This is a genomic window from Paraflavitalea speifideaquila, assembly GCF_032395985.1.
Lineage (GTDB): Bacteria > Bacteroidota > Bacteroidia > Chitinophagales > Chitinophagaceae > Paraflavitalea > Paraflavitalea speifideaquila.
Map to the genome: position 1 here is coordinate 5,490,289 of NZ_CP135920.1, position 14,154 is coordinate 5,504,442.

Below are 14,154 nucleotides of genomic sequence, written 5' to 3' on the forward strand. Positions count from 1 at the left end.
CTTTGGGCCATTACACCCTCTCAAACAGGCTACTGACAGCTATTATTCCGGGATCCCTTCTACCACCAAAAACAAAGGGCCCCTGGTTGGTACACCTGGAGCCCATGATGGATATGCCCGCAAAAGCCGTAACCCTTTTGAACGGGCCACTATGAAAACAAAAGCACTGTTTAATAAACAATAATACGCCTGTCGGCAATAGCTGTATTAGCGGGGCCGCCGTCCAGGTATACAATGATGCGCCGGTCGGCCGATGCCAGGCTATTACCCACACCCACAAACAGGTATTTGCCCTTACCTAGTTGGCGGGCCACCATGTCCAGTTCTGCCGGATGCTGCACCGTACAGCTACCTGCATACTGTCCATTATCACGATATATCTTGTATTGATACCCTTCCTGCTGCGAAGAAGTAGGAGAAAGTCCATTCACTGAAAACTGATGTTGAGGGCGGGCAAAAGCCCCCGGCACACCCATACAGCCAATGACTGTTAGCACTAATACTGGTAGCATCTTTTTCATCTGGTGTTGTTTTACCTATAAAACTAACCAGCCTACCTTTGCCCAATTGCTCCAACCTGCCAGCCGGCAATACACCCGATAAAAAGCAATTATCCCCGATAAATGAATGCCCGCCTTCCCTCAAAGAAACCGCGCCGTCCCCATATCCAGCGAACCGCTCACCGGCCAGGGTCCATCCGGCAATGGTAGTTCCACATGCGGCCAGGCAAGCCACCCCTCCCGGCTGATATGCGTGCCCCTGACCAGGTTTTTCAATACCACCTCCATATCGGCCGGCCGCCACACATCTTCATTGGCATCACCAACCTGTCCTGACGAAGCAGCAATGGCCTCCTGCCCCACCCGCGACAGCACCAGCGTACTACAAGGCGGGCTCCAGCAGCCCAGCCCCGAAAATACCCCATGTAGCCTGCTGGCTACTTCCAATCCGCCTACCGAATCCATACTGACCCCGCAGGCTACCGGCTTACCCCAAAAAGCCGCCGTATTTTCAAAAGCCGTGGACACTTCAATAAACCGCTGCAACGGCGAGCTCCAGCTATTCCAGTATACACCCGATACCACCAGCAACCCGTCACACCCCACCAGCATTTCATACACCCTGCGAATGGAGGGCATAGGATCAGTAAGCGTAAGAACAGTAGCATTCGTGGCCAGCTCCGTTTCCAAATACCCAGCCGCCTTCCTTGCAAGCGCCCATGAATTGCCCGCCTGTCCCCTGATCGATCCATTGAGGATCAATATCTTCTTTTGTATGCTTTCCATAATATGACACTTCCTGTTACCAGATAAAATTAGGCGCTTATCATGTATTAAAACCCTTAAAAATTGATTCTCCCCAAAAACACGAAGAACCCTTTTCTTTGAGCACTTAATTACCTCAACATGCGTTTATTACCATCCGCCCTCCTGTTCTTCCTCGTTGTTTGTGTTCAAATGAGCTCAGCACAACAAAAACAACCCAATGCACACCTGCAACCAACCCATACCATTCCCTTTCGCTTAACAAATTACAACAACATCGCTGTACAGGCCATCCTCAATAACCAGGATACTGTGGTCCTGATGTTCCATACCGTGGCCAATTCCATGACCCTCACCGAAGCCGCTACCCAAAAATTGAAAAGCCTCCACTTTGAAGGGGCCGACAGCGTTAAAAGCTGGGGAGGCGCCGATAATACCGCGCGCTTCAGCAAGGGCAACCTGTTGCAAATAGGCAACCAGCAATGGAAAGACGTAGCCATATGGGAAAACAAAAACTCCGGGTATGCAGGCGCCGTATTGTTGGATGATCAATTCACCAACGATCACAAGATCAGTGAAAAATTGACGATCACCAGCACCAAAGAATTGAAAGACTCCTATGGCAATGTATTAAAAACCCGCAAAGCCATCCTGCCCGCCTTTACCATAGGTAAGGTAAAATTGAGCGAAGTACCCGTAGGCTTTTTTGAAGGCGCTATCGGCAGGCAAAAGATGAGCATTATAGGCGGTGATATCCTCAAACGGTTCAATTGGATCATTGACGCCCAAAGAAATTATGTGTACTTAAAACCCAGCAAGCTAAAGAACACCAGCTACTCAAACATTTAAACTAAACGAAAGAAGTGACACCTTTCGCTTGCATCGAAAGCGAAAGGTGTCACTTCTATAAAGACTAACTCAGTGTTTTAAATTCTTACGCTCGCTCGCCTCAGTCGCCAGCCTCTGGCTGGTGACGCCTATTTCAAAGCCTCTGGCTTTGTTCTTGTAGTTCCGGCTACACTACTTCCCCCTCACTTCCAACATCCCAGGATACACCGTACCACTCGCCTGCTTCAGCTCAATACCCAACAACTGCGCAATGGTGGGCGCTACATCTGTGAGCGACATCACGGGTAATACACCCCCTCTTTTAATGCCCGCTCCACTGGCTACAAAACCCGTTTGTATTTCACTGAAGTCGGGGAAGTAACCATGCGTTCCACCTTTAGTAGCGCGAAACTCTTCACCTGTAGCTGCCCCATTGAAAGCAATGCCCTGCACGGCTGCCAGTGCCAACACCGCTTCCGGATCACCACCCGCCTTCACCAGCTCAGACCTTTCTATAATGCGAAACAGTTTTCTTTGTCCTTCCGGCAGCTCTTCCAATAGCTGCCTTACCTGTTGCAACGTGGCCATATCCTGACTGTTCTTCAGGCGCAGAAAAGCAGCTCCGCCTGTGGATACAAACCAGGCCTTCCAATCGTCCTTACCTGCCTTGCCCGTAAGTCCTTTCTTTGCCAGCCACACATTGGGCGCCAGCGCCGAATGGGTATTTACAAAACCATGGTCACCCGAAACAATGATCGCCGTACTATCCTTGATACCTGCTTTTTGCAAGGCATCTATCAAAATGCCGATGGCATTATCCGCTCCGGCAATCGTACGCCGCAACAGATCACTTTCACGCCCCTCTGCATGTTGCGCTCCATCCGTACAAGGCAGGTGGATCGTCAGCAGGTTGGGTTTGTACGTGCGGATGATATAACCCGCTATGCGCGCCAGGTTTTGATCCATGCTGGGTGACGACAAGTTATAATCACTCATCTGCAACTGCCCCGTAGCATTGGCCACCACTTCTTCAAACAAGCCCTTTGGCGTAGCATATTCCGCCGTGGCTCCACGCCGGTCCATCGGATTTTCTTTTGCCCATATTTCCGGGATATTATAATCCACCGGCACCCCTACCGATACAGGCCAGGATACCGATGCCGATTTCAATCCCGCCTTACGCACGGCATCCCACAAGGTCTCTGCCTGGATCTGTTTCGACTCCGTATACCAGCTTCCTCCTTCTCCACCCGCCTCAAACTGCGTATTGTACAATATGCCATGGCGGCCAGGTTTCACCCCCGTGATCAGCGTGGTATGCGAAGGATACGTAACCGTAGGAAATACCCCATTCACCCCCTGTGCATACACCCCCTGCCTGGCCATTTGCTGCAAATGCGGCGTAGCCCAGGAAGCATCCTTGTAAAAATCCGGACGGAAACCATCAATACTAACCAATACTACATACTTAACTTTTTGCGCTTGTATACTACTGCTCAATAGTACAACAGCCATCAGCAGCCCAATCAATTTATTGTTCATCATCCATTAGTTTATAAAAGGAAAAATTTCTTTAGCCGTTTTGTTTTGTACCAAAACCTTGTTCATATCATATTTCATGGTCACAATACCATTTACCGCATCCACCGTAAAATCATCCATACCCCGGTTCAACGGAATAAAGGAAGGCAATTGCCCCTTGGTATGTTCTGCCTTCACATGGGGATTGTTCAACTGCTCTGTTTGCGATACCGGGAATTTAATACCCAGGTCCAACATGCGCCGCCCTTCACCCATAAAGATCTCCTGCCGCATACGGTACAACAGGTACAATAAGGCATCCGCAGTAGTGGCAGCCGTAAGATCCGCAGCCGTAACCCGCGTGCCTGATACCCCATACACATTTACTTTGCCCCCTTGCCGGTTCAATACATAACCATCCCTTGGGCTATCAGCAACGTCGAACTTTACCTTCATTGCAGTAAGCGGATAGTCCTTCCGGTTGCCCCCATTACGTGTTTCCTTGCTATCGTCAACTGCTGTTACCGCCCTAAGACTCACTACTTCTGCCAACAGCCGTTGCAATGTTGTGCGCGCAGCGATCAGGTCATTGCCCGCCAATTGCGCTTCTGCCAGGATCAGGTAAGCTTCTTCACCTTTAGCAATTGCAATTCCCTTTTGCTCTTGTGCAGCAACACCCACGTTGAAATACTTGGGGTCCAGGAAATCAAGTCGCGGCAGCGGCGCAAAGCGATTGGGCTGCGCCACAAAAGTGGCTGTCTGCATTTCATTCGACACATTATTCAATCCATCATAAGCCACCTGCAGCAATACATTTTTTTGTACCAATACCTCATTTGCCAACTTGCTCGCATTCCCAGCATCACCCAACGCATAATAAGTACGTGCTTTCAACAAAGTATACGCTACTTTTTTAGCAGCATCCGGTTCAACCGCAATCGCTTCATCCCAAAGCCCCAGCGCTTTTTGCAGGTGTTGCGTTGGGCTCAGTACTTCACCCTGGCTGCTGCCAGGCAATGCCACAAATACTTCCCCACTCAACAAATAAGCAAAAGCCTGACTAAAAGCAAGCTGGCCTTATCCGCCGCCGTGGTGCTGGCATCCCCTGGCACCACCTTCGTCAAGCCATACAAGGCCATCTCCCGCAGCTTTTGCACTTCCGCCTGAGTAGCATTCACATCCACATCAAAATAATCGATCTGTGGAATATCAAATACCTTACTGTTCTGCGTATAGTTATTATAGTAATTATCTGAAATAAGCTCTGCATTAACCACCACCGCATTCAGCGTAAGCGCCAGTTGCCGCCTCACCCCATTGGCCCAGCTCCTGGCAGCATTGGGCGTATTTACATACACATCTTCCGTTACATTGGGATTCTTAACACAGGAAGGCAGTACCAAAGAAGCTGCCAGGCCTAAACTCAACAAATATCGTTGCATATAAAAAGATTTGAAATGAATAGGATCACCTTAAAAATTAAACCGTACCGAACCGATGAACTGCCGTGGAGCCGAATACGTAGCATAAGAAATACCACCGGTAGTAGCACCACCTTGCCCTTGTGCCGCACCACTGATCGTAGCTTCCGGATCAAAGGAAGAAGAGGCAAAGTTCAATGGGTTTACCGCCGACAATCCCACGGTAAGTCCCTTGATCGTTCTGTTTTTGGAAGCCGATTTAACAGTATACAACAAGCCAATTGTGCGCACTTTAATGAAATCTGTTTTCTCAATAAACTTATGCGTAAAACTTAACCAGTTCAAGCGGCCATTCTTGTCAATCTCTGCTTGTGGGATACCCGAATTGGAAGCCCCGTAATTGTACCTGAACTGCGCATCCCAGTTATTGGCAGCAGCACCTGCCTGGTAATCCGCATTCGCAAAAAGCTGGAAGTTGCGGTATTGAATAGTCAGCCCCATACTGCCAAACAAGTCCGGTATCGTAGTACCCAGGTACGATTGAGCCACCGTATTTTCCAATACCCCTTCCTTACTGAACGTTCCATAGTTACCCCGGATAAAACCTACCGGGAAACCTTCCTGTACCACCGTTTGAATGGTACGTGCACTAAAACCATTGATATTGAAAGGAGCTACAACACCCGCACTAAGCACCCGGTTGTACAGCGTATTGACCGACAGGTTTACCGTGGCTGTCCAGTCTTTCGATTTCACCGGCACCAGCACCGTATTGAATTCCCAGCCCCGGTTCAATATCTCACCCACATTGTACAACTGACTTTGCGTTTGCCCTGTTGAGGGCGTAGCCGGTACAAAGAATAAGGCATCACGCGTAACAGAGCGATAGTAACCTGCCGAAAAGCGGATACGATCTTGCAGGAAAGCCAGGTCAATGCCTCCTTCCAACGTATGCGTTTTCTCCGGTTTCAGGTTATCATTACCCGGCTGACCAAAGAAAGCTGCCTGGTCATTGAGAAAACCCAAAAACGTGATCGTTCTTTCATTGGCCCAGGATGGAGGCAGGTTGCCCGCAATACCAAAACTTCCCCGCAAACGTGCAGAAGACACGATGCCCGACAGCTTTTCAAACCAAGGCTCTTCACTGATCATGTACGACAGCCCCGCCTTGGGATAATACTGGATGCCGATATTCTTACCAAAAGCCGGATTGCCATCACCACGTACACCCAGATCCAGGAATAACTTGTTCTTATATCCAATATTCTCCTGCACATAAATACCATAGTTCACGATCTCCCCATAAAACTCATTGCCCGTGCGCACCGCCGCATCCCGGATAATGCGTGCCCCATCACGGATATTCGTACCCGTATAAGCCACCTGCCGATCATCCGTACGGAAGAATTGTCCACCTACCGTAGTTACCAGCGAAAAGTCACCTGTATTCCAGGTATGTTGACCATTCAACTCCAGCGTAATACCCATGTACTTGCGCTCATTATTCGAAATATTACCCTGGTCCGTCACCGGTTTGCCCGTCGTATGCGTAAGATATTGGTTCGTTTGAATCACCTGGTCCCGCATTACCCGGTAGTCAATACCGCCCGCAGCCTTGATCACCAGGTTCTTAAAAGGCGTATACTTAAATGTTTGAGAAGTAGTGAAACGGTTCACCCGGATCTGGTCATCCTGCAACCTTTCCGCTTCATCTACATAAGCCTTCATTACCTGGAAAGCAGAGTCTGTCAACTCATCGATCTTGTTATTAAACCTGGGCCCCGTAATGGCAGAAGCGCCACTCTCCGCAAACCAAAGCCCTGTATATCCACCCTGGTTGCCATTGCGGTTCCTTTTGTATTGATTGTTCACAAACATAAACGAGCTTTCATAGGTAACGTTCTTACCCAGTGGCGCCTTGAATCCGCTGCTGAAATCGATCTTGCGGTTGCGGTTCTGGTTGTGCAGCATCACACCACTGCTGTTGAGGTAGTTGCCCGAAAAACTATAGCCAAACTTATCACTGCCCCCATTGATGGCCAGGTGATACTTCTGGAAAAGCCCTGATTCAAAGAGCAAGTCCTTCGTACGTTTGAAATACAGGAAATCATTCGTTGATTTCTCCACCCCCAGTTGCACCTCGGCCGTAATGCTGGTACCATTGCGGCTGCCTTTTTGGTAAATATCTGGATCACCCCATTCGCCGCATCCGATCCATACAAAGTAGTGGCAGCACCACCATTAATGTATTCCACCCGGTCTATATTATCCATGGGTATATCGGCAATAGAGCTGATAGCTGCCCCCTGCGTACTTCCGCCACCCAAAGCTGCTACCGTATTGAGGTTATCCATACGTACCCCATCTACATAAATGATCGGCGTTGAGTTTACAAAAGCCGAGGTAACTCCCCTGGCCCGGATGATCGAAGTAGCGCCCGATTGCCCGCCCGTAAGCCTGATCTGCGCATTGGGTAATTTCGATTGCAGCAACTGATCAAAACGACTGGAAGGAATATTTTCCAGCTCACTTGACTTGATACTCGTTACATTCGATGATAACCTTCTCTTACTGATGTCAATACCCTGCCCTGTTACCACTACTTCATCCAATTGATTGTCCTTACGCGCCAGCCTGATCAACAACGTATTCTTTTCCCCCACCTTCTTGATCAGGTAGCCTTTGTAAGCGGCATGTTCATACCCTACAAACGAAAAACTGAAATCATACTTCATTCCCGGCACCAACTTTTGAACAGGAAAATACCTTTCTCATTCGTAACCGCTGTAAACGATTCAGTACCTCCGTTGCGACGCGCCTGTACAGTTACACCCTCCAACAGGTCTCCCTTCTCAGATAGCACCGTGCCAGTCACCTCCACCCCATCCGCCTGTTGCCCCATGCTGTGCTGCACCAGCAGCAGCAACAGGCAATAACAAACCAACATCCGTAATCGTCGCTTAATAATTTGAGCCTTCCCTTTCATAATTGTCTATTTTAATTGAACAGTTAAGCAATACAGGTCTACTCATGCCGCTGCTACGGATGAACCAGGAATTAATATGTATCGGATTTTTATTGATCGCGCACTTTGCGGATCGAGAAACCATCGGGCACACTGGCCACAGACAGGTCATTCATACGGCCAATAATTTGTAATAACACAGGCAATGAATCGTTATGGAGCACCTTGCCCGAAAAATGAAGTCCTTTCAATTCTTCGGATGAATAGGTAATAGATACTTGATATCGTTTGGCCAACTTGTCCAATACCTCCTGTAGCGGCCTATCCTCAAACACCATTCCTTCCTCCACATCACGCCCCACCACTGGTGCCCTGGCCGCCGCCTGGCCAGCTTCTATGGCAGCAACCTTTACCAGCCTGGCAGCCCCATCATACTGCATTTGCTGCCCAGGCAATAGGTATACATCCTTTTTCCATCCAGGCAATACCCCTTGCACAGCCCTCACCACCACCTTACCAGTAAGCAATTGCACACCCACAGCTGCCGCCGTATGCTTAACCCGGAATGTAGTACCCAATGCTGTAGTCGACAAGCCCCCGTAGACACCGTAAAAGGCCTTGCTTTATCCTTCACCACTTCAAACAACGCTTCTCCTTCCAGCAGGATCGTTCGTTTTCCCGGCGCAAAAGCCGTTTCGTATTTGATCACCCCAGCCGGCCACAAGGATACTACCGATCCATCCGGCAGCTTTATTTTCATCAACTTCTTTGTCATGTTTTGTTGTACCTGCCAAGGGATCACTTCTTTTTGTGGCGCTACCTTTTCTTTACTAACAACTGCTTTCACCGGCGCACCAACTACCGGCCGGCCAGGCCATAGATGCCAGCTGCTCCATACCATCAACACAATCGCTGCCGCCGCCGCCGTTGCCCAGCCCATATACCGTATGCGGGCCCCTTTATGCTTTCCAATCCTTTTACTGATCTCCTCGTAAAGCTGTTCCGCTTCATCACCATCCAGTTGCTCTCCTGTACCTGCAGCCTCCCAGTCGGCCCCATAAAGCCTTTTCAATACTTCCGGGTGATGCGTCAGGTAGTCATGTACCAGCCTGGCCTCCCCGGCACTACAACCGTTTTCCAGGAATTTATCAATAAGCGATTGATCCATCTCCATCTGAACTATGTAATAAGGTTGAAACTAAATACGTGTAGTAAAAAAGAATTCCCTGCTGGTAACATTAAGTTAATCTTACACCAATTATAGCCACAACAACAGGTATGATAGCATCGTGAGCAACGAACGGATAAAACGCATCGCTTTCCAAAGATGGTCTTCAACAGTTTTTACAGATACCGATAACATACCGGCAATTTCCTGGTTGGAATAACCATGAAACATTTTTAGTACAAACACCTTCTTGCGTACAGGAGGCAATTGTTGCATAGCCAACCTTACATCATCACGCACCTCCAGTGCATACATGCCAGGTTGATCCTGATAATGATCAGCCAGTGATCCAAACTCATCGACAGAACGAATGTATTTCCTGTTCCGGGCCTCCTTCCGCAAATGATCGATCCACACACTATTGGCCATAGTAAACAATTGTATTTCAAAACTCAGATCAGCCGAGAGCGTATGGCGGGATTGCCATAGCTTCACAAACACTTGTTGCGTAAGTTCAGTGGCTGTTTCATGCACAGCGGCTCGTTTAAGATAATACCGGAATACCTTGGTGTGGAACTGCTCATACACTTCCCGGAACGAGCCTGCATCGAATTGCCGGGTGCCCGTGATCTCATTCATGACTATCAGATAGGTGGTAGAATGATTGCCTTAACCTTTCGGGGCGCAAATTGGCGATTATATGAAAAGGAAATACATTATTTCTATGTTAAGCCACCTTATCAGTCCTTGCAATAGTTGCACTTTCTTATCCCATTTTGTTCCATTTTTCTCAATCCTGCCACAATCCATTTTACATCATCTCCCTTTCTACTTTTACAATCGGTTTCACTGTTCGCATCATTTTAACAGGTTCACAATCACCATCAAATATTGCCATCATGAAATCAAACCTTCTCCTATCCAAATTGGCCGGGAAACCCATTTCCCAGGCAGCAATGATTATTTTCCTTACAAGTATGTCCCTTGTAACGGCCTGCAACAAACAAACCGCTTCGGCCCCAACGACCGACAGCGAACGCCTCACCGGGTATGTACAGGAAGATGTTACCACCGATGACCAGGGTACCAACAACGGCTTTTTCTGGTCCCTGTACCGCGAAGGCGGGTCAGCCAGCATTACCCATGGCGCTGCAGGTAATTTCGCCATTAGTTACAGCAATGTCAATGATGTGGTAGGCGGCAAAGGCTGGAATCCCGGATCAGCCCGCACCATCGGTTACAATGTAGGCGCCCTGAGCGGCAGCTATAACTTTGTGGGAGTCTATGGGTGGACCACCAGCCCCTGATAGAATATTACGTGGCCGAAAAAGGCTCTGTAACAGGAGGCACTTTTGTAAATAACGTAAGCAGCGATGGTCACTCCTACAGCTTTTACAAATCACAGCGTGTCAACGCTCCCTCCATCATTGGTACCGCCACTTTTTGGCAATACAAAGACACCTGGGGTGGCGCCCCACTGCTCAAAACCGATCTGTCAACATGGCAAACCACATCAACAACTGGCGCAACACTGGCGGACAAGGTTTTGGCAGCTATAATTACCAGATACTGGCCCTGGAAGCCTGGGGCAATAAAAGTGGTTACATCAATGCAACCGTTTGGTAAACTATGAACAGAACCATCATTCTTCAAGCGCTGGCAATACTTCTCTTTGCCGGCGCTTGTTCACCTGCCCTACCCGATAACTTTGTATTTGTAGAAGGTGGCCCTGTCAGAAACACAAAATCTGCCTGGTATCGCCATCCCACCACCATCTCTAGCTTTTACATCGGTAAATACGAGGTCACCCAAAAAAGAGTGGCAGGAAATAATGGGCGCCAATCCCTCCAGTTTCAAAGGCAACAACCTGCCCGTAGAAAGCGTGAGCTGGTACAACTGTGTGGAGTATTGCAATAAAAGAAGTACAAAAGAACACCTGGCACCCTATTACCAGATAAATAAGGAAGCGATCGACCCTACTAACAACAATGTACTGGATAATATCAAATGGATAGTCACCATCAATGCCTATGCCAATGGTTATCGCTTGCCCACAGCGGCCGAATGGGAATATGCAGCCGGAGGTGGTCAGCTAAGCAACTCCTATACCTACAGTGGCAGCGATAAGCTGGATAAAGTAGCCTGGTATTGGAAAAATGCCGGCGATACCTACTTAACCGGCGTTTGGTCATGGCCTGCCTTGCAAAAGAACAACAATAAACCCCAACCCGTGGGCAGCAAGCCACCCAACGAATTAGGGCTCTACGATATGTCGGGCAATGTACGTGAATGGTGCTGGGATTGGAATACCCCAACTCCCACCGAAGCGCCCCAGGGACGTATTTGGAAAGGTGGCGGATGGATTGGCGCCGACTTTTGCTGCGAAACTACCTTCCAGGCCAGCCATGAAGCCAATGGCAAAGGCCCCGACCAGGGCTTTCGCATTTGCCGCAACTCATTCTAGCAACCTCACCCGAAGCCTCGTTACCATCTTTCCTAATTTTCTCATTGACTCATTGCTACATTGCCTCGTTGCTCTCCCCAGTCGCCAGCCTCTGGCTGGTGACGACTATTTCAAAGCCTCTGGCTTTGTTGTAATCTTCAAAAATATCATGCTCCTAGCTCGCAACTTGTATTAAGCCCGCCCCTCCCATTCTGCTGCCTCATTGGCTACTGCAATCGCCTCAATTTCTATCAGTGCGTCGCGCGAATAGAGCGAACTCACTTCCAGGATCGTATCCGCTGGGTAAGGAGCCGTAAAATACTTGCCGCGCAACTCCACGATCTTGGAGAAATTACCCATGTCTTTTAAGAGGATCGTTACCTTGATCACATTGGCCAGACTGGAGCCGCCGGCACGCAACACTTTATCCAGGTTCTCAAAGGCTTTGGCAGCCTGTACATCGAAATCACCGATGCCTGTAAGATTACCATTATCGTCAATAGCTGTCTGACCGGAGATAAAAAGCAGGTCGCCGGCGCGATAACCTTGGGCCAGGCGAAAAGGAGCATAAGGATCGGGTTGGATGCGGATCTGTGCGATATTCATAATTGTGTGTGTTTATTTGAATAGCAAAGCTACCGCCCCCATACCGGTGCACGTACAACTAGTTTAATAAATCAACAACTGGCCCTTCGACCAGGCCCAGGGTGACAACCTTGGTAAACAGTAGTAATTCCGGGTATTATTTTTTAGCCCTGCTGCGTTGCTTCCGGATCTTGCTGAGGAAAACAGGCGTAATACCGAGATAGGAGGCGATAAATTTCTGCGGGATCCGCTGATCGATGCCAGGATATTTTTCCAATAATGCCGTATATTTTTCCGCACCCGTAAGCATAATATCAAAAGGATACGCTCTTCCTGGGCAGCGCTGGCCCGTTCATTGAGGATGCGCCAAAACCGTTCAAATACCGGGTCTTGCAACAACTCTTCCCGGCGGCGATACGAAACCTGTAGCACTTGTACTGGTTCCATCGCTACAATATTACGGGTAGCAGGTTTTTGTTGCAGGAAACTGGGTAAGTCCGTGATCCACCAGTCTTCCACCGCAAAATGTAAAGTATGCTCATTGCCTTGCCCATCAACATGGAAAGAACGCAATAATCCTTCACACACAAAACTTTCATACCGGCATACCTCTCCATGCTGCAACAAATACTGCCGGGCGGGTATTTCTTTGCTGGTAAACGCATCGCGCAATTGCTCCTCCTGCTGCGGACCAAGCTTCACCCGCTTTCCAATATGCTTAATGAGTAAGGAATGACAATCTTTTCTGGGTGCTGGCATCTGTGCGGATTAAGCCGGCAAGGTAGTACATATTCTATTACACATAAAAGCTATACCTGGCTGCCATTATGCAACCATGAATGATACTCAATCTGTCAGGTTGGGCTTGTCGAAATCGGCTTTAGGGTGGGTCGCCCTCCAAGGGCGGCTCACCCTCGTCTCTTTAGTCGCCAGCCCTTAATCCAGCTTCAGTTTCAGGATAACCGGCTTTACCAGTTTCTCCGGATTCGTGAGGCTGCCATCAGGTTGCAGGCTCCGTAGTTGAGCATTGGCTATATAATGCAATTGACCGTTTGCAAGGGCACCTGTAGTAGGAATAATAAAATCCGTTCGGAAGGTTTGCAAGGTTGCCTTATTCGTGATTGTATTTTTTGTTAGATCATAATACAACCGAACTACCCGGTCATCTTGATTCCCCGAATCCTGTATGGCAATCAGCGAACCTTTATAATAGTAAAGCCCCTCTATTCCATTCAGATAAGTTTTCCCCTGGTGATCGAGTTTTGTTCGTTTTCCGCTTACCAGGTCTATCACGTACAACCCCATAAAATCAGCCACAAAGAGTGCTTTGTTTTCTTCATCCAAAGCAATACCATTCGGATAAACCAGGTCAGCGGCATATTCAGTCAACGTATCATTTCCTGGCTGCAGGCTCCACAATTTTCCACCCTTGCTATCAGTAAAATAAACGGCTCCGCTGGCTGCTATCACCAGGTCATTGAATAAATGCGGTCCCTGCTTATTATCTATAATAAATTTCCATAACTGTTTTCCCGAGGGTATTTCAATTTGGAACAAGCCCGAATAACCATCGGGACTACCAGTTTCAGAAGCACTGCATAACCACAAACTTTTAGCGTCTACACTTACCTTCATGCCCAGCGCCATCCAGAAACCAAGCTGTTTACCATCTGCAAAGTCCGAACAGTTCCCATTGCCAGAACACCTGATCACTTTATGTTTGGCCAGGCTGCCTACATAAAATGTTTGCTGCCTGGCATCATAAGCTATCCCTTCCGGTATCAACAGCGAATCATTGATCATAAACGAAACGCCGCTATTATCCAGTACCGCCCGGTTTTTCCGGAAGGTGGCAGTATATTCAGCAAATCGCCCATTCCCTGTACCGGTTTGAACGACCGCATCAAACAATACCAGGGCGGGCGCGGATTGAGTACATGCAACTGCGTACCCACAAG

At 48.5% G+C, this 14,154-nt stretch carries 17 protein-coding genes and 1 pseudogene; 4 read left to right on the plus strand and 14 right to left on the minus strand.

Annotated features, from left to right (window positions below; all coding sequences use genetic code 11):
• Positions 1-170: 170 nt before the first annotated feature.
• The gene (locus tag RS881_RS37850; protein ID WP_315815506.1) at positions 171-521 is read right to left on the minus strand and encodes a hypothetical protein; all 351 of its coding nucleotides are present in this window, start codon (positions 519-521) and stop codon (positions 171-173) included.
• Positions 522-641: 120 nt separating this feature from the next.
• Positions 642-1,286 carry an NAD(P)H-dependent oxidoreductase gene (locus tag RS881_RS37855; RefSeq protein ID WP_315815507.1) on the minus strand — a complete coding sequence of 215 codons (645 nt, stop codon included), beginning with the start codon at positions 1,284-1,286 and terminating at the stop codon, positions 642-644.
• A 120-nt stretch (positions 1,287-1,406) separates the two neighbouring features.
• Here RS881_RS37855 and RS881_RS37860 point away from each other — a divergent pair, with 120 nt between their 5' ends.
• Positions 1,407-2,114, plus strand: coding sequence for a hypothetical protein (locus tag RS881_RS37860; RefSeq protein WP_315815508.1), 708 nt, complete (start codon positions 1,407-1,409; stop codon positions 2,112-2,114).
• Positions 2,115-2,285: 171 nt separating this feature from the next.
• Here RS881_RS37860 and RS881_RS37865 read toward each other — a convergent pair whose 3' ends face one another.
• The 9 genes from RS881_RS37865 to RS881_RS37905 form a co-directional block, all read right to left on the minus strand.
• Complete coding sequence (locus RS881_RS37865) at positions 2,286-3,638, minus strand: alkaline phosphatase family protein (protein WP_315815509.1); 1,353 nt, start codon at positions 3,636-3,638, stop codon at positions 2,286-2,288.
• Between the two features lie 3 nt (positions 3,639-3,641).
• The gene (locus RS881_RS37870) at positions 3,642-4,658 is read right to left on the minus strand and encodes a hypothetical protein (RefSeq protein ID WP_315815510.1); all 1,017 of its coding nucleotides are present in this window, start codon (positions 4,656-4,658) and stop codon (positions 3,642-3,644) included.
• A complete protein-coding gene (locus RS881_RS37875; RefSeq protein WP_315815511.1) occupies positions 4,652-5,056 on the minus strand; it encodes a hypothetical protein in 405 nt (134 codons plus the stop codon). The genes RS881_RS37870 and RS881_RS37875 overlap by 7 nt, the downstream gene beginning before the upstream one ends.
• A 30-nt stretch (positions 5,057-5,086) precedes the next feature.
• Positions 5,087-7,114, minus strand: a complete 2,028-nt coding sequence (locus RS881_RS37880) for a TonB-dependent receptor domain-containing protein (RefSeq protein ID WP_315815512.1) — start codon at positions 7,112-7,114, stop codon at positions 5,087-5,089.
• On the minus strand, positions 7,006-7,770 hold the full coding sequence (locus RS881_RS37885) for a TonB-dependent receptor plug domain-containing protein (protein ID WP_315815513.1): 765 nt from the start codon (positions 7,768-7,770) through the stop codon (positions 7,006-7,008). The genes RS881_RS37880 and RS881_RS37885 overlap by 109 nt, the downstream gene beginning before the upstream one ends.
• Positions 7,767-8,021 carry a carboxypeptidase-like regulatory domain-containing protein gene (locus RS881_RS37890; protein ID WP_315815514.1) on the minus strand — a complete coding sequence of 85 codons (255 nt, stop codon included), beginning with the start codon at positions 8,019-8,021 and terminating at the stop codon, positions 7,767-7,769. Before RS881_RS37890 ends, RS881_RS37885 begins: the two co-directional genes overlap by 4 nt.
• Positions 8,022-8,110: 89 nt before the next feature.
• Positions 8,111-8,539, minus strand: a complete 429-nt coding sequence (locus tag RS881_RS37895; protein ID WP_315815515.1) for a FecR domain-containing protein — start codon at positions 8,537-8,539, stop codon at positions 8,111-8,113.
• Positions 8,503-9,174, minus strand: coding sequence for a FecR domain-containing protein (locus RS881_RS37900; protein ID WP_315815516.1), 672 nt, complete (start codon positions 9,172-9,174; stop codon positions 8,503-8,505). The genes RS881_RS37895 and RS881_RS37900 overlap by 37 nt, the downstream gene beginning before the upstream one ends.
• Positions 9,175-9,258: 84 nt before the next feature.
• Positions 9,259-9,807: a sigma-70 family RNA polymerase sigma factor gene (locus RS881_RS37905; protein WP_315815517.1), complete on the minus strand. Its 549-nt coding sequence runs from the start codon at positions 9,805-9,807 to the stop codon at positions 9,259-9,261.
• A 338-nt stretch (positions 9,808-10,145) separates the two neighbouring features.
• Between RS881_RS37905 and RS881_RS37910 the strand changes: the two are divergent.
• The 3 genes and pseudogenes from RS881_RS37910 to RS881_RS37920 form a co-directional block, all read left to right on the plus strand.
• A pseudogene (locus tag RS881_RS37910) lies at positions 10,146-10,567 on the plus strand (glycoside hydrolase family 11 protein); the annotation flags it as partial.
• Between the two features lie 101 nt (positions 10,568-10,668).
• Positions 10,669-10,794, plus strand: a complete 126-nt coding sequence (locus RS881_RS37915; RefSeq protein ID WP_315815519.1) for a hypothetical protein — start codon at positions 10,669-10,671, stop codon at positions 10,792-10,794.
• A 97-nt stretch (positions 10,795-10,891) separates the two neighbouring features.
• Positions 10,892-11,632 (plus strand): formylglycine-generating enzyme family protein, encoded by a 741-nt coding sequence (locus RS881_RS37920; RefSeq protein ID WP_315815520.1) that lies wholly within the window; start codon positions 10,892-10,894, stop codon positions 11,630-11,632.
• Positions 11,633-11,803: 171 nt separating this feature from the next.
• Here RS881_RS37920 and RS881_RS37925 read toward each other — a convergent pair whose 3' ends face one another.
• The 3 genes from RS881_RS37925 to RS881_RS37935 all read right to left on the minus strand — a co-directional run bounded on the left by RS881_RS37925 (position 11,804) and on the right by RS881_RS37935 (position 14,107).
• Positions 11,804-12,217: a RidA family protein gene (locus RS881_RS37925; RefSeq protein WP_315815521.1), complete on the minus strand. Its 414-nt coding sequence runs from the start codon at positions 12,215-12,217 to the stop codon at positions 11,804-11,806.
• Positions 12,218-12,280: 63 nt separating this feature from the next.
• A complete protein-coding gene (locus RS881_RS37930) occupies positions 12,281-12,955 on the minus strand; it encodes a Crp/Fnr family transcriptional regulator (protein WP_315815522.1) in 675 nt (224 codons plus the stop codon).
• A 177-nt stretch (positions 12,956-13,132) separates the two neighbouring features.
• Positions 13,133-14,107, minus strand: a complete 975-nt coding sequence (locus RS881_RS37935; RefSeq protein ID WP_315815523.1) for an SMP-30/gluconolactonase/LRE family protein — start codon at positions 14,105-14,107, stop codon at positions 13,133-13,135.
• Positions 14,108-14,154: the final 47 nt, after the last annotated feature.